Here is a 17,349-nt window from a genome sequence, read left to right on the forward strand (position 1 = left end):
GGGCTCACCGCCGCTTCGCTTCGGCGCGCTCCTGGAGGCCCTCGCCCAGAAGGCTGAAGCCGAGCACGCAGATGAGCAGGACAAGGCCGGGCGGGACCGAGGTCCACCAGCGTCCGGCCACCACGTCGGGGCTGCCGAGGCTGATCATCGCGCCCCACTCGGCGGCCGGGACGGTCACGCCCAGCCCGAGGAACGACAGCCCGGCCAGCGTGAGCATCGCCCACCCGGCGTTCAGGGGCGCGATCACCCGGACCGGGGTCAGGCTGTTGGGCAGCACGTGCCGCCACAGCACCCCGAAGGTGGAGGCGCCCGAGGTGACCGAGGCGGCCACGAACGACGACTCGCGGACCGTGCGCACCTCGGCCCTGACCAGCCGGGCGTACGCGGGCGCGTTCACCGCCGCGATCACCGCGATCAGGTTGCCGGTGCCGTTGCCGACCAGCGCCGCCACCGCCAGGGCCAGGATGAAAGTGGGGAAGGCTTGGAAGACGTCGACCACGCGCATCAGCACGTCGTCGACCCAGCCGCCGAGATAGCCGGCCACCAGGCCGAGCGCGGTGCCGGCGACCACGGCCGCGGCCACCCCGGCGACCGCGATGCCGAGGTCGAGGCGGCCGGCGTACAGGAGCCTGCTCCAGACGTCCATGCCGTTGGCGTCGGTGCCGAGCGGATGGCCGGGGCCGGGCGGCACGAGCGTGCCGAGGGGGTCGATCTCGGTCGGTCCCCAGCCGGTGAGCAGCGGGGCGACGATCGCGGCCAGCGCGACGACGGCCAGGATCGCCGAGCCGGTGACGATGAGGACGGTGGCGAAGCGGCCCGCGCGGGCCGCGCCGACGACGACGGTTTCGGGCATGACTTCGGGCATGACGCGGCTCCTAGATCTGCACGCGCGGGTCGAGGACGGCCTGCACCACGTCGGCGATGAGGAACACCACGACGTAGCAGAACGCGATCACCAGCACCGACGCCTGGACGACCGGGTAGTCCCGGTAGAGCAGCCCGCGCAGCGCCCACTGGCCGAAGCCCTGCCACGAGAACACGTACTCGACCAGCACGGTCGAGCCGATCGAGGTGCCGAAGACCAGCGCGGCCAGCGAGGGCAGCCGGGCCAGCGTGGCCCGCAGCAGGTAGCCGCGCAGCAGCGTGCGCCCGCGCAGGCCGTGGGCGGTGGCCGCCACGTAGGGCTCGGAGTGCAGCACCTCCAGCGCCGAGGCCCGCACGCTGCGCAGCAGCGGCGCGACGACCACGATCGACAGCGTCGCCACCGGCAGGATCAGGTGGGCCAGGGCCGACCCGAACGCCGGGCCGTTGAGCGTCAGCGCGGCGTCGAGCAGGTCGGCCCCGGTGAGCGGGGTCAGGTTGGTGTCCGGGTCGACCCGGCCGCTGGGCGCGGGGAACCAGCCGAGCACGCTGTAGCCGACCAGGATCAGCACCAGCCCGAGCCAGAACTCCGGCATCGAGTTGCCGACCAGGGCCGCCAGCCGCACCCCGTGGTCGCCGGCCCGGTCGGCGTGCCGCGCCGACCAGACGCCGAGCAGCACGGCGACGACCAGCGCCACCGCGAGCGCCAGCACGACCAGCTCGAAGGTCGGGCCGATGCGCAGCCCGATCTCCGCGCCGACCGAGGTGCCGCTCTGGATGGAGGTGCCGAGGTCGCCGGTGACCAGCCCGCCGAGGTAGTCGAGGAACTGCTTCACCATGGGCTGGTCGAGGCCGTAGCGGGCCCGCGCGGCGGCGGCGTCCTCGGGCGTGGCGTTCGGGCCGAGGATGGTCCGGATCGGGTCACCCGGCAGCACCCGGACCAGCAGGAAGGTCAGGACGACCACTCCGAGCAGCACCGGGATGAGCTGGAGCAGCCGCCTGCCGACGAAACGCGCGATCCGCATGTCGTTACCCCAGGAAGCGGAGCCGGGCCAGGCCGTCCATGGGCTGCACCCACCCGGCCACGTTCTCGCGTACGGGCAGGTTGAAGTTGGGCTGGCAGACGACCACCCAGGGCACGTCGGCGGCGAGGATGTCCTGCGCCTTCGCCCACAGCTCGCCGCGCGCGGCGGCCTCGACCGTGGTGTGCGACTCCTCGTAGATCTTCTCGATCTCCGGGTTGGAGTAGTTCGAGTAGTTGAGGTTCGCGCCCTTCACCAGGCTGGTGGCCAGCATGTACTCGACGTCGTTGACCCACAGCTGGCCCGAGGTGATCTGGAGCGGCACGCTGCGCTTCTGACGGCGTTCGGCCAGCGTGGCCGGGTCGAGCGGGGCGAGCGTGAGCTCGATGCCGGCCTTGCGGGCCTCGCTCTGCACGAGCACGGCGAGCTGCTGCTGCTCCTCGTTGTCGGCCTCGAAGACCAGCTCGGAGGCGACGGAGGGCTTGCCCGCCGCCGCCAGCGCCGCCTTGGCCTTCGCCAGGTCGTAGGTGTACGGGTAGCCGCGCTCGTCGTAGCCGGGCATGTCGAGCGGCACCGGGCTCTTGGCCGGGCGCGCGTCGCCGCCGTAGATGTTGGCGATGATCTGCTCGTACGGCACCGCGTACGCCAGCGCCTTGCGGACGTTCACGTCGTCGAAGGGGGCGGTGGTCACCGACATCTGGAGGGTGACCTGCTGGTTGCTCGGCGCGGAGATGACCTTGACGCCGGGGACCTTCTTGAGGTCGGCGACGTCGCGCTTGCTCACGCCGAGGGCGATGTCGATGTCGCCGTTCTGGAGCTGGAGCCGCTGGTTGGAGGCGGCCGGCACGACGGAGACGCGGATCGTCGGGGTCTTGGCCGGGTCGGGGCCGGGGTAGCCGGCGTTGGCCGCCAGCACGATCTCCTGGCCCTGGGTGGCCTTCTCGACGTTGAAGTAGCCGCCGGTGGGCGGGTTCTTGGCGAACCACTCCTTGGCCCAAGGGTCGGCGTCGGTGGCGTGCTTCTTGGCTTCGACGGAGTCGAAGACGTACAGGGAGATGGCCTGGATCTGCGGGGTGAGCGCGCTCGGGAAGGCCTGGGTGAACTCGACGGTGTAGTCGTCGACGACCTTCACCTGGTCGGGCTCGGTCAGGCCGATGACGCGGTAGACGCCGGCCACGTTGGCCTGGGCGGCGAAGGCGCGGTCCTTGGACCACTTGACGTCGGCGGCCTTCATCTCGTTGCCGCTGGCGAACTTGACGCCCTTGCGCAGCTTGAGGGTCCAGACCTTCTGGTCGGCGCTCGGGGTGAAGGACTCGGCGAAGGTGGGCGTGATGTTCGTGGTGTCGAGGATCTGGGCCCCGTTCACGTCGGTCACGCCGTAGTCGATCAGGTAGGGGTAGACGTTCTTGTAGAGCATGAGCGCGGTGAGGTCGAAACCGACGAAGTCCTGGTCCCAGCTGCTGAGGTAGCTGGAGACGGCGATCCGCAGGGACGACGCGGCGGCGGGGGCGGTGCCGGAAGGGGCGTTCGCGCCCTGGGGCTTGGAGCCGGCGGCGCAGCCGGTGGCCAGCAGCAGGGCGACGCCGCCGCCGAGCTGGAGCACCGACCGACGAGAGAAAGCGGGTGAACCAGCCATAGCTCGCCTTCCACGAACAGGTGTGTGCGGGCTGGGGGTCGCCCGCACCTAGCACCGTTCTACCAAGGCGAAACTTCCGTGAACAAGAGGGGAAGCTGTTTCATCTGAGTAAACATGTCTTCGCTGACCTGCGGAGGTGTGTTCACCGCTGTTCAGTTAAAGCGCAATGGCGGGCAGGACCTCGCTGCCGAGCTTCTCGACGGCCTCCCGCAGGTCAGGGCCGAGCGGCGGCCCGAACGACAGGTGGGTGGCGCCCGCCGCCCGCAGCGCCCGGCAGCGGTCGACCACGTCGGCCGTGCCGCCGGTGATGCCGAGCGACAGCATGCGGTCGTCGACCAGCCGCGCGGCGGCGTCCAGGCCGTCGCGCTCCAGCACGGCCGTGATCGGGGCGAAGTCCTCCACCGCGAGCCCCGCCCGGCTGAGCAGGTACGGCGCGAACGACGGCCCGTAATAGGCGATCTTGGCGGCCATGGCGAGCCGGGCCCGCTCGTCGTCGTCGCCGGTCGACACCCAGAAGCAGGCCGGGATGTCGAGCTCCTCGACGGACCGCCCCGCCTCCTCGGCCCCCTTCGCCACCTCGGCCCTCGCGGTGGTGAAGTGTTCCGGCGGATAGAGCAGCGGCAGCACGCCGTCGGCCAGCCGCCCGGCCATCTGGAGCATCTTGGGGCTCATCGCGCCGACGTACACCGGCACCGGATCGCCCGGCGGCAGGCGCAGCTCCGACAGCGGGCCGAACCACGCGGGCAGCTCGCCCCCGACCTCCTCCGCGCCGAGCAGTGCCCGCAGCACGGTGACCGCCTCGGCGGTCTTGGACAGCGGGCGCGGGCGCTCGATCCCCGCCCAGCCGAGGAACTCGGCCGACCCGGCGGCGACGCCCAGCAGGAACCGGCCGCCGGTGGCCTCGCGCATGGTGGCGGCCATCATCGCGATCTCCGACACGTGCATGGAGTAGGGGTTCATGATGCCGACGCCGAGCTTGATGCGCTCGGTCCTGGCGGCCAGGACGCCGAGCAGCACCGGGGCCGAGCGCAGGAACAGGTCGTTGGAGACCCACAGCTGGTCGAAGCCGTGCCGTTCGGCCCGCCGCGCCAGGTCGACCAGGGTCGGGATGTCGAGGTCGTTGTTGACCCGCAGGGAGAACGTCATGCGCCGACCGCCTTCGCGTCGATCTCTACTTCGACCAGGAATCCCTCGCCGATGAGGGCGTTGACGACGTACGTGCTGTTGGCGGGGGCCACGTCGCCGAGCACCTCGGCGTGGGCGCGCGCGGCCTGCTCCCAGTCGGCGTCGGGGGTGAGCAGCAGCCGGGTGCGGAACACGGTGTCGCGCGAGCCGCCCAGCGCCTCCACCGCCGCAACGCCCCGGCGCAGGGCCTCAAGGGTCTGGGCGTAGGCGTCCGGGCCGTCGGCCGTCGTGCCGCTCACGGCGATGAGGTCGCCCTCGCGGGCGGCGCGGGAGTAGCCGGCCTGCTCCTCCCAGCCCGAGCCGTCCTTGAACCGGGTCGCCGGGGGAATCGAGCCCTGCGCAGGGTCGGTGTACTCCTCGATCCGGACGACCTGGCCGTTCCGGACCTCGACGAACATCATCGCGTCGACGGCCATCTCGGCGCCGCGCTCACGGCCCCGGTAGACGCAGCGCTGCACGTAGCCGCCGGCCACCGGGTCGACGCGCACGCCGGTGGCGCGGAAGTCCTCGATCTCCGCGTCGAAGCGGCGGATCGCGTCGAGGCTCTCGGCCTTGTCCCGCTCGACTCCGTCGTAGTTGTGCCAGATGCGGATGTCGTCGGCGTACAGGCGGTCGAGGCGGGCGACGTCGCCGGAGGTGATGGCGTCCAGGAGTTCGGCGGCGAAGGCGCGCATGTCACCGGCGAGGGCGTCGGCCCTGCGCAGTTCTCCGTCGTCGCCGAGCAGCTGCAGGCGCTGCACGGCCAGCGGGATGTTGCCGTCGGCCCACAGCGCGTCGTGGAAGGCGCGCAGGTCGAAGCCGTCGCGGTCGCGGCGGGCGGCGTCGGCCAGCAGGCGGGTCACCTGGACCTTCCCGACCTGGTACGACAGCCCCTGGCCCGGGGCCGACGCGAAGAAGGCGGCCTCCTCCCTGGCGGTGTCGAGGTCGACCGGCACGAGTTCGTGCAGCATGCGGGCCGCGCCGTCGATGTCGAGCTCGCCGAGCGCCAGGCGCACGTCCACCTCGACCCTGATCGCGCGCAGCCGCATGAAGTTGTAGACGATGGCCCGGGTGAGCGGCGCGTCCTCGAACAGGCCGGCCTGGAGCATCATCTCCTCGTTGTAGAAGGCGATGCCCTCGTTGGGCACCGAGTCGTAGAAGCGGCGGTGGGCCGGGTCGGGGTGCCGCCAGGTCAGCGCGAGCTGCTGGTAGTGGACGCCCTCGTGGATGATCCCGGCCCGGGGGTCGGCGGCGTTGGCCCGGTAGAAGTAGGGCAGGTCCGGGCCCGGCACCGGGACGTAGGCGATGCCGTCCTGGTCGAGCCGGTGCTCGTCGGTCAGGTCGTCGCTGACGCCCAGCCAGCGCAGCGGCTCCAGGTAGTCGGGCCGGGGCAGGTTCCGGTAGTGCCGCAGCTCCGCCGGCTGCGACAGCAGGCCGCGCTCCTCGTAGAAGGCGCGCACGTCCAGTTCGGCGGCCCGTTCGGCCGCGCTCTGCTCCTCGGCGCTCGCCGGGGGCGGCGGCCACTCGGGCGGGCCCGACCTGGCCCGCTCGAACAGCTCGAAGGCCTCGGCCCGGTCGCGCTCCTGGGCGGCCAGGGCGAGGATCTCGTCGGCCGACCAGGGCAGCAGGGCGACCTGGTGCAGGAAGAAGCCGAACGCCTCCGCGCCGACGGGCCGGTGCGGGGCGAGGCCCGGCAGCCGCTCGATCAGCCACGCCCGCCAGTCGGCGAGCGCCCGCGCCGCCTCCTCGGCCGCCGCCGCCGCGGCGTCGCGGGCGGCCGGATCGAGGTGCGGCAGCAGCAGGCCGACGGCGGTCCGGAGCTGGTCGGGCACGTCGGCGCTGTCGGTCAGGGCGAGCTCGGCGAACTCGCGGGTCGCGGTGCCGTCGAGGTTGTCCCTGGCGGTGTCGAGGGTGCCGGGGATCCAGCGCAGCCGCTCGACCAGGTCGGCGCTGCGGGCCGCGTCGAAGGGACCCGGCTGGAGCAGCGCGTCGTAGACGTGGCCGACGGTCTGGTCGAGGTAGAACCAGGGGTCGCGCCGCCAGCTCCGGAGGACGTCGAGCTCCCAGCGCACCCGCGCGGTCGCCGAGCCGAGCAGCCGGCGCGGCACCTCGATCGCGGGGTCGTCCGACGGCGCGACCGTCGCCAGGTCGCTCTCGATCCCGGCCAGGAAGCGCAGGTCCTCCTCGACGGTGAGGGCGTCCCACTCCGGACGCCACCCGGCGGGCCGGACCACCCGGGGGATGTCGTCGCGGCTACGCGGCGTGGTGGCCAGCCGCCAGGCCCAGAACCGCTCGGTCAGCTCCGCGAGCACGAGATGTCCTTCCATGAGTCACTTCGCCAGCACGCAGGCGGCCGACCGGCCGTCCCGCAGGATCGTCAGCGGCGGGTCGTCGTCCGCGCACGACGGCAGGGCCACCGGGCAGCGCGGGTGGAACCGGCACCCGCCGGGCGGCCGCGAGGGGTCGGGCACGTCGCCCGGCAGCTCGACCGGCAGCACGCCCGCGCCGTCGGCCCGGGGCACCGCCGAGATGAGCGCCTTCGTGTACGGATGGGCGGGCTCCGACCACACCTGCCGGGTCGGCCCGACCTCGACGACCCGCCCCAGGTACATGACCGCCGTGCGGTCGGCGATCTGCCGCACCACCGACAGGTCGTGCGAGATGAACACCATGCCCATGTCGAGCTCGCGGACCAGCTCCACCAGCAGGTTGGCGACCGACGCCTGCGCCGAGGCGTCGAGCGCGCTGATCGGCTCGTCGGCGATGATGCAGCTCGGCTCGGCGGCCAGGGTCCGGGCGATCGCGATGCGCTGGCGCTGGCCGCCGCTGAACTCGTGCGGGTAGCGCTTCACCGCGTCGGCCGGGAGGCCGACGCGTTCGAGCAGCTCACCGGCCCGGCGGCGGGCCTCCGCCTTGGACGTCCCGCCGAGCAGGTACCCGTCCCCGACCTGGTCGCCGACCAGGCGGCGGGGGTTGAGGGAGGCGTACGGGTCCTGGAAGACCATCTGCAGCCCGCGCAGGTCGGCGGGACGGCGGCGCAGCCCCAGCGGCGCGACCGGGCGGCCGTCGAAGCGGATCTCCCCGGCGGCGGTGCGCTGGAGCCCGACGACCGCGCGGCCCAGCGTCGACTTGCCGCACCCGGACTCGCCGACCAGCCCGAGGATCTCGCCCCTGTTCAGGGTCAGGTCGGCGTGGTCGACGGCGCGCAGCGGCGGCGCGCCGGTCCGGTGGTATTCGACGGCGACCCCGGTCGCCTCCAGCAGCGCGGTCACGCGGTATCTCCCAGCGGGTCGGGGGGACAGGCCAGCCGGTGGTCGGATCCGACGAGCACCGGCTCGGGGCGGTCCACCCGGCACGAGTCGACGGCGAAGGCGCAGCGGGGATGGAACGCGCACCCCTCGGGCACCGCGCCGAGCGACGGCGGGCTGCCCGAGATCGGCCGCAGCGTCGCCGCCCCGCCCTCCGGGTGCGGCAGCGCGTCGAGCAGGCCCCGGGTGTAGGGATGCCGGGGGTGGGTCAGCACGGTCTCGCGCGGCCCGACCTCGGCGGTGCGGCCGCCGTACATGACGCAGATGCGGTCGGCCACGGCCGACATCACGCCCAGGTCGTGGGTGATCACCACGACCGCCAGGTCGCGCTCCTGCCGCAGCCGGTTCAGCAGCCGCAGGATGCCCGCTTGCACGGTCACGTCGAGCGCGGTCGTCGGCTCGTCGGCCAGCAGCAGCCGGGGCTCGCAGGCCAGCGCGACGGCGATGGCGATGCGCTGGCGCATGCCGCCGGAGAACTGCGCCGGGTGCGCCTTCAGCGCCCGCTCCGGATCGGGGATCCGCACGGTCGACAGCAGCTCCACCGCCCGGCCGCGCGCCTCCGCCTTGCCGATCCCCAGGTGGTGGCGCATGTGCTCGGTCACCTGGGTCTCGATGCTGAGCATCGGGTGCAGGCTCGTCGACGGGTCCTGCGACACCATCGCGATGCTGCGCCCGCGCACGTCGCGCAGCTCGCGCGGCTTCATGGCCAGCAGGTCGCGGCCCTCGAAGACGGCCCGGCCGCTGGTGCGGGCGGCGTGCGGGAGCAGGCCGAGCAGCGCCATCGCGGTCATCGTCTTGCCGCTGCCGCTCTCCCCCGCGATGCCGAAGACCTCGCCGGAGTCGACCCGGAACGACAGGCCGTCGACGGCCTTGCGGGGTCCGTTCCTGGTGGCGAGCCACACGGTGAGGTCCTCGACCTCCAGTAGCGTTCCCACGGTCACCAAGACCGTCCGGCAGAGATGCTCAGCCGTCCGGGACGGGGAGGAAATGCGGAACACTGCGGCACTTTTCGATCTCCCTGATTCTGCCGGTGGGGTCCGATACATTCATCCGCGTGTCCCGTTACCGCCTTTCGCCCACGCCTGCCCAGGAGGCGGCGTTGGCGGAGCATTGCGGGCACGCGCGTTTTGTGTGGAATCTCGCCGTCGAACAGCATTCGTTTTGGAAGCCGGGCGGCGGCAGCGCCCCTGGATTCGCCGAACAATGCCGCCAACTGACGGAGGCGCGAACTGAATTCGAATGGCTGCGTAATGGCTCCGTCGTCGTCCAGCAGCAGGCACTCAAAGACTTCGCCCAAGCCATGGCGAATTTCTTCCGCAGAACGCACAACCGGCCGACATGGCGAAAGCGCGGGCAGAACGAGGGCTTCCGCATCGTGGCGATCACGCCCAGCGACGTTCGCCGCCTTTCCCGTCACGTCGGCGAGGTCAAGGTCCCCAAAGTCGGCTGGGTCCGTTTCCGCTGGTCGCGATCCGTTCCAGATGGCGTGAAGTCCTACCGCGTCACCTGGGACCGAGCCGGGCGCTGGCATGTCGCGTTCGCCGCGATTCCAGAGCCCATCCCCGCGCCGGGAAGAGGTGAAGTAGTCGGTGTGGATCGCGGAGTGGCCGTCGCGGCAGCCCTGTCCACAGGTGAACACCTGGTCATGCCCACACTGCGGGACACGGAGAAGGCGCGGCTTCTGCACCTGCTGCGAAAACTTGCTCGCGCCAAGCGCGGGTCGAATCGGCGTCGCAAGGTCAAGCAGGCCATCGCCCGCGTCAGGGCGCGCGAGATCGACCGGCGTAAGGATTGGGTGGAGAAGACCACCACCATGCTCGCGCGGCGGTTCGATGTCATCGGAGTGGAGGACCTGAAGGTCGCCGCCATGACCCGTTCGGCCAAGGGCACGATCGAGCGGCCGGGACGGAACGTTCGCCAGAAGGCCGGGCTCAACCGAGACATTCTCGCAGCTGGATGGGGCCGGCTCGACGCCCGGCTCAAAGACAAGGCCTCCGTCCGGGTCGTCAAAGTCAATCCCGCTTATACATCGCAGACCTGTAATCGCTGCGGGCATCGTGACCCGGATAACCGTGAGAGCCAAGCGGTGTTCCGGTGTCGCGCCTGTGGGCATCAGGAGAACGCCGATGTGAACGCCGCCAGAAACGTTCGTGATATCGCCGCAGGGCATGCGGTGAATGCGCGGGGAGGCGACCGGGCTACCGGGCCTATGAACCGCGAACCTCAACTCGTCCTCCTTTCAGCGTGAGATGAGTTGTAATCCCCCGCCTTCGGACGGGGGAGGATGTCAACCCCTGATCGCACGCGCGGTGCGCGGATCGAGGGCGTCCCGCAGCGTGTCTCCGACGAAGTTGAAGGCGAGCACGACGGTCAGGATGGACAGGCCCGGATACAGCCACAGCCACCACAGGTCGAAGTAGTCCATGCCGGACACCACCATCGAGCCCCACTCGGCCATGGGCGGCTGCGCGCCGAGTCCCAGGAACGACAGTCCCGACAGCAGCAGCACGGCGTTGCCGACGTCGAGCGCCGCCATGACCAGCACCGGCCCGGCGACGTTCGGCCGCAGGTCGACGATCATCGTGCGGACGGACGAGGATCCGAGCAGCCGCCCGGCCGCGACGTACTCGGAGTTGCGGGCCGACATGACCAGGCCGCGCACCAGCCGGGCGTACGACGGCCACGACACCACGACCACCGCGAGCACGGCGTTGCGCAGCTCGGGGCCGAGCGCGGCGGCGACCGCCATCGCCAGGATGATGCCGGGGAAGGCGAACACCAGGTCGGCCAGCCGCATGAGCGTGCCGTCGACCCAGCCGCCGAAGAACCCGGCCACCGCGCCGACGACCGAGCCGATCACCGCCGAGAGGGCGACGAGCAGGAACGCGAGCGGCAGCGAGACCTGCGCGCCGTAGATGACGCGGCTGAGCACGTCGCGGCCGAGCTGGTCGGTGCCGAACAGGTGCTGCGCCGACGGTTCGAGCAGCTTGTCGGCGATCTGGTCGAGCGGGCCGTACGGCGCCAGCACGGGCGCGAGCACCGCCACCAGCACCCACAGCACGACGAAGGCGGCGCCGACCAGGGCCAGGGGCTGCCGCCACGGGGTGCGGGATCCAGTCGTCATGTGAGCCTGATCCTCGGGTCGATGACCCCGTACAGCAGGTCGACGAGCAGGTTGATGAGGATGTACACGCCGGCGACGACGATGCTGACGCCCATGATGCCGGGCAGGTCGAGGTTGACCGCGCTGCGGTAGGCGTACTGGCCGACCCCGGGCCAGGAGAAGATCTTCTCCACCAGCACGGCGCCCGACAGCAGGCTGCCGAAGGCGACGCCGGCCACGGTGATGATCGCGACCATCGCGGGGCGCAGCACGTGCCGCACGATGACGACCCGCTCGGGCAGGCCCTTGGCCCTGGCCGCGCGCACGTAGTCGTTGCCGAGGATCTCCAGCACCGACGCGCGGCTGAAGCGCATCAGCATGCCGACCGTGTAGACGGCCAGCACCAGCGACGGCAGCACCAGGTGACCGAGCGCCGACCACATCACGTCCCACTGTCCGGCCAGCGCCGCGTCCACGGAGTAGAAGCCGGTGGTGTACGGCGGCGGGCTCAGCACCGGATCGAGCCGTCCGGTGCCCGGCAGCAGGTCGAACTTGAAGGACAGCAGGTAGAAGGCGACGAGCGCGACCCAGAAGGTGGGCATGGACACCCCGCCCAGGCTCACCACGCGCAGCACCTGGTCGGGCCAGCGGTCGCGGTTGACGGCGGCCACCACGCCGAGGGCGACGCCCACGACCAGCGACAGCACGATCGCGAACAGCGCGAGCTCGATCGTGGCCGGCACGAACTCGGCCAGGTCTTCGGCCACCGGCCGGTGGCTCTGCTGCGACATGCCCAGGTTCCCCTGGAACACGTTGCCGATGTACGTCAGGTACTGCACCGGAAGGGGCTGGTCGAGCCCGTACTTGGCGCGGAACGCGGCCACCGCGGCCGGGTCGCCGATCGCCTGCTGCCCCAGGTTGGCGGCGGCGGGATCGCCCGGGACCAATTGGGTCAGGGTGAAGGCCACGAGGGTGATGCCCACGCACAGCAGCAGGGCGGCCGCGAGCCGCCGGGCCAGGAACCGCAGCAGCACCCCGCCGGGACGGGCCGGCCTGCGACCCGTCCCGGGGGCACCGCTTTTCGGCTTAGCCGAGCTCACGGACGTTGACCAGCCAGAGGGCGTTCGACTGCAGGTTGGTCACCGACTTGGCGGCGACCAGGATCTGCGCCGGCTGGATCAGCGGCATGATCGGGCCGCCCTCGTTCATCTTGTGCTGGATGTCGACGTACAGCGCCGAGCGGGCGGCGTCGTCGACGGTGGTGCGGGCCTTGCCGCCCAGCTCCTCCAGCTCGGGGGCGCTGCCCTCGGCCCATCCGGCGCGCAGGCCCACGAGCTGGCCCGGGAGGAAGTTGAGGTAGTTGCTGGGGTCGGGGAAGTCGGGGCCCCACTGCCACAGGCCCAGTTCCTCGGTGCCGCCGCGGTAGGACTCCAGCGCGGTCTGCACCGACGCAGGGGCCAGCTCCACGTTGATGCCGACCTCCTTGAGGTTGGCCTGGACGCGGGCGGCGAGGTCGCCGAAGTTGAGGCCGTTGACCTGCACGTCGCTCGGGTAGTTCAGCTTGACGGTCGGGTTCTGCAGGCCCGACTCGGCCAGCGCGGCCTTGGCCTTGGCGACGTCGCGCTTGATGCCGTCGCCGGCCGGGAGCGCGCCGAGGAAGACCGACGGCACGATGCCGGGCGCCTGCACGGCTCCCTCACCGGCCAGGTCGACCAGTCCCTGGTAGTCGATGCCGTAGCGCACCGCCTCCTGGAACTTCGGGTTCGAGGAGATCTTGGAGATCTCCGGGTTGTTGTTGGTGAACAGGAAGAACACGTTCGGCGAGGCGCCGTTCACGACCTGGAGGTCGCCCATGTTCTTGGCCTGCTCGGGCGACAGGTCCACCGCGATCTGCGACTCGCCCTTCTGGACGTTGAGCCGCTGCACGTTGGCCTGCGTGTTGCGGACGACGACCTTGGAGTAGGCGGGCTTGGTGCCCCAGTAGTTCTCGTTCAGCTTCAGCACGACCTGCGAGGTGGTGCTGTAGCTCTCCAGGACGTACGGCCCGCTGCCCAGCGACTGCTTGTTGAAGAACGCCTCGGCGGTGTCGGTCTTGTCGGCGTCCTCGGCGTCGCTGGCGCCGTTCTTCTTGGCCACGGCCGAGTTGACGATGCCCAGCGCGGGGTTGGGCAGGATGAACGGGATGGCGGTGTTGGGCTCCTCGCTGGCGATCTCGACGGTGGTCGCGTCGGGCGCGGTGACCGTGAGGCCCGCCATCAGGAACGACGGGTTGCCCTTGACGTTCTTCACGCGGTTGAGCGAGAAGACGACGTCGGCCGAGGTGACCGGGGTGCCGTCGGAGAACTTCGCCTCGGGGCGCAGCTTGAACGTGAAGGTCTTGGCGTCGTCGGAGGCGGTGTACGACGCCGCGAGCGCCGGGACCGGCTTGGTGACGTCGCCGCCCTTGAAGGTGAGCAGCGTGTCGTAGATCGTCTGGTCGATCAGCAACCCCGAGGGCTCGAACATGCGGGCCGGGTCGGTGGTCTTGAGCTGGAACGCGGTGTCGATGACGAGGGTCTTCCCGCCCTGCCCGCCGGGCGAGGACGGGGCGGCGGTGTTGCCACCGCCGCAGGCGGCGAGCAGGCTCAGCGCCACTGCGGCGGTGAGCGCACCGGCAGACCGGCGGATCTTCATGAGGGACTCCAAGGCCGGGCTATGGGGGCCCGCTCAGACATATGGGGCGATGTCATGACTCTCCTGTGCGGCAGCGGCGCGAGGCCGCAACCCGACGTGCAGCCTTACTGCACGTTGACCGCGCACGCTAGGCCGTCGGCCGGGACCCCGTCAAGACCGATTACCGGGAACGACCTGCTCACAACTGTCTGTTGACGGCGCATGCCGACACCCCTACGGTGTCGCCCACGCGTGTAGTTAACCTGCACGTGACAGTGCGATGGTAGGAAGGACGGCGCGGGTGATCGGAGATCGCTTGCACGAACTGCGCACCGAACGGGGGATGAGCCTGCGCGCCCTGGCCGAGCAGGCCGGCGTCTCACCGACGTTGCTCAGTCAGATCGAGCGGGGCGTCACCGAGCCCAGCCTGTCGACCCTGCGCCGCCTGGCCGGGGTGTTCGGCGCGTCCATCGCCTCGCTGTTCGAAGATCCCGCCGCGCCCGCGGTGTGGATCAGCCGGCCCGGTGAGCGCACCACCCTCGGCGCGCCCAACGGCCAGATCCGCTACGAGCGCCTGACCCCCGGCAACGGGCAGCTCGAGGTGCTGCACGCCGTGCTGGCGCCCGGCGAGGTCTCCAGCGACGAGCTGTGGAGCCATCCGTCCTTGGAGTGCGTGTACGTGGTGTCCGGCACGCTGACCGTCCAGGTCGAGCGGTCGGCCTACACGGTCACCGCGGGCGAGAGCCTGACGCTCGACTCCAACCGCCCGCACCGCTACCTGAACACCTCCGACACCGAGACGGAGATCGTTCTGGCCATAAACCCCCCGACACCGTGAAGGAGACCGGCCCGATGGACGACACAGACATGGAGCTCTACGACCTACGGGTGACGGTCGAACGCATCGAGGGCCGGTCGGTCTGCGGCATGAACGTCGGCGACCACTTCGACCTGACGCACAGCGCCCACCTGAAGCTGCCCGAGGGGCAGCACTTCTGCGTGTACGCCCTGGCCTCCGTGCTCCCGTTCCTGGCGGCCAAGCAGCGCGACCTGGCGGCGGGCGACTGGCTGGCCCAGGACACCCAGTTCGCCTGCCCCGACCCGGAGGAGCGCCTGATCATGCAGGTCTCCCGCACCTGCCGCCGCCGGATGAACTCGGCGGATCTGACGTGACCACCGTCGAGATCGGGCTCGGCCTGCAGAGCGACAAGGGCGCGGGCGACTACGCGGAACTGGCGCGCAGCGCCGAGGCGCACGGCTTCGACGTGCTGACCGTCTTCGGCGACCTCATGTACCAGCCGCCGATCTTCCCGCTGCTGGAGATGGCCGCCGCCACCGAGCGGGTGCGCCTGGGCGTGGCCTGCCTCAACCCCTACTCCCTGGCTCCCTACGAGATCGCGGGCCAGATCGCCGCGCTCGACCTGGCCTCGCGCGGCCGCGCCTACCTGGGCCTGGCAAGAGGAACCTGGCTGGGCGCGGTCGGCATCGACCAGCAGCGCCCGCTGACCACCCTGGAGGAGTCGGCGCAGGTCGTCTACCGGCTGCTGCGCGGCGACGCCGAAGGGTACGAGGGCAGGGTGTTCCGGCTGGCCCCGGGCACCACGCTGCGCTACCCCGTGCACCGTCCCGATCCGCCGCTGCTGCTCGGCGCGTGGGGCGCCAAGGGCGCGGCGCTGGCCGGGCGCATCGCCGACGAGATAAAGGTGGGCGGCAGCGCCAACCCGTCGATGGTGAAGGTCATCCGCGAGCGGCTGCGGCCCGGCGCGGAGGCCGCCGGACGGAACGCCGAGGACGTCGGGATCGTGCTCGGCGCGGTCACCGTCGTCGACACCGACGGCGCGGCGGCGCGGGCCCGGGCACGGGCGGAGGTGGCCATGTACCTCGCGGTCGTGGCCGAGCTCGACCCCACCCTGGAGATCCCCGCCGACCTGGTGGCCCGGGTGAAGGAGCTGGTCGACGCCGGGCGGCACGAGGAGGCGGGCCGGCTCATCCCCGGCGACCTGCTCGACCTGTTCGCGTTCGCGGGCACCCCCGACCACGTCGCCGCACAGGCGCAGGCGCTCATCGACGCGGGGGTGCGCCGGGTCGAGTTCGGCACCCCCCACGGGCTGAGCGACCGGCGCGGCGTGGAACTCCTGGGGTCGGCGGTGCTGCCGGGGCTGCGGCGCTCCTAGGCGGGCCTGGTGCGGGGCGGGGTGACGGAGTGCCACGGGAGCGGGGTCGACAGCACCATCGTGCTCGACGGCTGGCCGTAGGGCGCGAGCCGGTCGATGACGTGCTCGAAGGCGTCCATCGTCTCGGCGGCCACCTTGAGGATGCAGCAGGCGTCGCCGGTGATGCGGTGGATCTCCAGCACCTCCGGCCATTCGGCCACCGCCGGGTCGCGCAGCATGCAGCGGGGCCCGTAGCACGACATCCGGATGATCGCCATCACCGGCCAGCCGGTCCGGGTCAGGTCGACCCGGGCGTGGTAGCCCGAGATCACGCCGGTCTCCTCCAGCCGCCGCACCCGCTCGGCCACGGCGGGCGGCGACAGGTGCACCCGGCGGGACAGCTCGCTGAAGGACAGCCGCGCGTCGACCTGCAACTCGCGCAGCAGCGCCCAATCCATATCGTCCATGGCGACCTTCGGTTCATAAAGCGGTTGAGCGGTTTGGCCGTGAAACAACAGGCCAAGGGCGCATCGTACCGTTAAGCGCTCCTTCTAAACATATGACCGATTGGTGGAGCATGAAGTTGTGGAGAGCACGAACAGCACGCGCGCGGCCAGGGCCGCCGCCAACGGCGGGAACCCCACCCTGGAGTTCTCCGACGGTCTGCCGTACGACGTCTACGTGCACGCCGAGACCCTGCACTCGCTGCAGCAGACCATCAGCAAAGATCCCGGCGAGATGTCCTTCCTCATGGTCAGCCAGATCATGGAGCTCTACTTCGGCCTGACCTCCTTCGAACTGCGCGAGGCCCAGCGGCTGCTGCGTGAGGACGACGTCTGGGGCGCGCTCGCCCCGCTGAAGCGCGCCGCCCTCGACATCCAGGGCCTCAACGCCGCCTGGCGCGGGCTCGACTGGATGACCCCGGCCGACTTCAACCGCTTCCGCGACCAGCTCGGCGAGGCCTCGGGCTTCCAGTCCGCCATGTACCGGCACCTGGAATTCCTCCTGGGCCTGCGCAGCGCGACGCTGCTGCGGCCCTTCCACCGTCAACCCGAGGTGTACGCCGCCCTCCAGGAGACCCTGCGCGCCCCCAGCCTGTGGGACGACGTCATCGCGACGCTCGCCCGGCAGGGCTTCGACATCCCCCGCGACCTGCTGGACCGCGACGTGACCGTCGAGCACGAGGGCCACCCCGCCGTCGAGGCCGCCTGGGTCGAGATCTACCGGGAGAACACCCCCGGCAACCACCTGTGGTCGCTCGGCGAGGCGCTCACCGAGCTCGCCGACGGCTTCTCTGACTGGCGATGGCAGCACCTCAAGGCGGTGCAGCGGACCATGGGCGAGAAGTCCGGCAGCGGCGGCTCGGCCGGGGCGAACTGGCTGCGCCGCAGCATGGCCCGCGTGGTCTTCCCCGAAATCTGGTCCGCCAGGACCCTCGTCTGAGCGGAGC

General features: G+C 71.3%; 16 protein-coding genes. 5 read left to right on the top strand and 11 right to left on the bottom strand.

Annotated features, from left to right (window positions below; genetic code table 11):
• Positions 1-4: 4 nt before the first annotated feature.
• The 7 genes from FDA94_RS01840 to FDA94_RS01875 form a co-directional block, all read right to left on the bottom strand.
• A complete protein-coding gene (locus FDA94_RS01840; protein ID WP_137245232.1) occupies positions 5-865 on the bottom strand; it encodes an ABC transporter permease in 861 nt (286 codons plus the stop codon).
• Between the two features lie 10 nt (positions 866-875).
• Positions 876-1,886, bottom strand: a complete 1,011-nt coding sequence (locus FDA94_RS01845; protein WP_137245233.1) for an ABC transporter permease — start codon at positions 1,884-1,886, stop codon at positions 876-878.
• Positions 1,887-1,890: 4 nt separating this feature from the next.
• Positions 1,891-3,486 carry an ABC transporter substrate-binding protein gene (locus FDA94_RS01850; RefSeq protein WP_212735119.1) on the bottom strand — a complete coding sequence of 532 codons (1,596 nt, stop codon included), beginning with the start codon at positions 3,484-3,486 and terminating at the stop codon, positions 1,891-1,893.
• Positions 3,487-3,675: 189 nt separating this feature from the next.
• Positions 3,676-4,665, bottom strand: coding sequence for an LLM class flavin-dependent oxidoreductase (locus FDA94_RS01855; protein ID WP_137245235.1), 990 nt, complete (start codon positions 4,663-4,665; stop codon positions 3,676-3,678).
• Positions 4,662-7,010, bottom strand: a complete 2,349-nt coding sequence (locus tag FDA94_RS01865) for a DUF885 family protein (RefSeq protein ID WP_170990741.1) — start codon at positions 7,008-7,010, stop codon at positions 4,662-4,664. The genes FDA94_RS01855 and FDA94_RS01865 overlap by 4 nt, the downstream gene beginning before the upstream one ends.
• A 3-nt stretch (positions 7,011-7,013) precedes the next feature.
• A complete protein-coding gene (locus FDA94_RS01870; protein WP_137245236.1) occupies positions 7,014-7,955 on the bottom strand; it encodes an ABC transporter ATP-binding protein in 942 nt (313 codons plus the stop codon).
• On the bottom strand, positions 7,952-8,926 hold the full coding sequence (locus FDA94_RS01875) for an ABC transporter ATP-binding protein (RefSeq protein ID WP_246059455.1): 975 nt from the start codon (positions 8,924-8,926) through the stop codon (positions 7,952-7,954). Before FDA94_RS01875 ends, FDA94_RS01870 begins: the two co-directional genes overlap by 4 nt.
• A gap of 119 nt (positions 8,927-9,045) precedes the next feature.
• Between FDA94_RS01875 and FDA94_RS01880 the strand changes: the two genes are divergently transcribed.
• Entirely contained in the window at positions 9,046-10,239 is a 1,194-nt protein-coding gene (locus tag FDA94_RS01880; RefSeq protein WP_137245238.1) for an RNA-guided endonuclease InsQ/TnpB family protein, read from the top strand.
• 39 nt (positions 10,240-10,278) lie between these two features.
• Here FDA94_RS01880 and FDA94_RS01885 read toward each other — a convergent pair whose 3' ends face one another.
• Genes FDA94_RS01885 through FDA94_RS01895 form a run of 3 tightly spaced genes read right to left on the bottom strand, consistent with a single transcriptional unit; the run spans position 10,279 to position 13,767 of the window.
• Positions 10,279-11,115, bottom strand: a complete 837-nt coding sequence (locus FDA94_RS01885) for an ABC transporter permease (protein ID WP_062356627.1) — start codon at positions 11,113-11,115, stop codon at positions 10,279-10,281.
• On the bottom strand, positions 11,112-12,194 hold the full coding sequence (locus FDA94_RS01890) for an ABC transporter permease (protein ID WP_212735121.1): 1,083 nt from the start codon (positions 12,192-12,194) through the stop codon (positions 11,112-11,114). The genes FDA94_RS01885 and FDA94_RS01890 overlap by 4 nt, the downstream gene beginning before the upstream one ends.
• Positions 12,181-13,767: an ABC transporter substrate-binding protein gene (locus FDA94_RS01895; protein ID WP_137245239.1), complete on the bottom strand. Its 1,587-nt coding sequence runs from the start codon at positions 13,765-13,767 to the stop codon at positions 12,181-12,183. Before FDA94_RS01895 ends, FDA94_RS01890 begins: the two co-directional genes overlap by 14 nt.
• 280 nt (positions 13,768-14,047) lie before the next feature.
• Here FDA94_RS01895 and FDA94_RS01900 point away from each other — a divergent pair, with 280 nt between their 5' ends.
• The 3 genes from FDA94_RS01900 to FDA94_RS01910 are packed head-to-tail and all read left to right on the top strand — an operon-like array spanning position 14,048 to position 15,920.
• Positions 14,048-14,584: a helix-turn-helix domain-containing protein gene (locus FDA94_RS01900; RefSeq protein WP_137245240.1), complete on the top strand. Its 537-nt coding sequence runs from the start codon at positions 14,048-14,050 to the stop codon at positions 14,582-14,584.
• 14 nt (positions 14,585-14,598) lie between these two features.
• Positions 14,599-14,919, top strand: a complete 321-nt coding sequence (locus FDA94_RS01905; RefSeq protein WP_137245241.1) for a TIGR04076 family protein — start codon at positions 14,599-14,601, stop codon at positions 14,917-14,919.
• Entirely contained in the window at positions 14,916-15,920 is a 1,005-nt protein-coding gene (locus tag FDA94_RS01910; protein WP_137245242.1) for an LLM class flavin-dependent oxidoreductase, read from the top strand. The genes FDA94_RS01905 and FDA94_RS01910 overlap by 4 nt, the downstream gene beginning before the upstream one ends.
• Here the strand turns inward: FDA94_RS01910 and FDA94_RS01915 are convergent.
• Positions 15,917-16,366, bottom strand: a complete 450-nt coding sequence (locus FDA94_RS01915; RefSeq protein WP_137245243.1) for an Lrp/AsnC family transcriptional regulator — start codon at positions 16,364-16,366, stop codon at positions 15,917-15,919. The two genes, FDA94_RS01910 and FDA94_RS01915, sit on opposite strands and share 4 nt — an antisense overlap.
• 118 nt (positions 16,367-16,484) lie before the next feature.
• On the opposite strand from FDA94_RS01915, the gene FDA94_RS01920 reads away from it, so the two are divergent.
• The gene (locus tag FDA94_RS01920) at positions 16,485-17,342 is read left to right on the top strand and encodes a tryptophan 2,3-dioxygenase (protein WP_246059458.1); all 858 of its coding nucleotides are present in this window, start codon (positions 16,485-16,487) and stop codon (positions 17,340-17,342) included.
• Positions 17,343-17,349 lie beyond the last annotated feature (7 nt).

It is taken from the genome of Herbidospora galbida (assembly GCF_005233835.1).
Taxonomy (GTDB): Bacteria; Actinomycetota; Actinomycetes; order Streptosporangiales; family Streptosporangiaceae; genus Herbidospora; species Herbidospora galbida.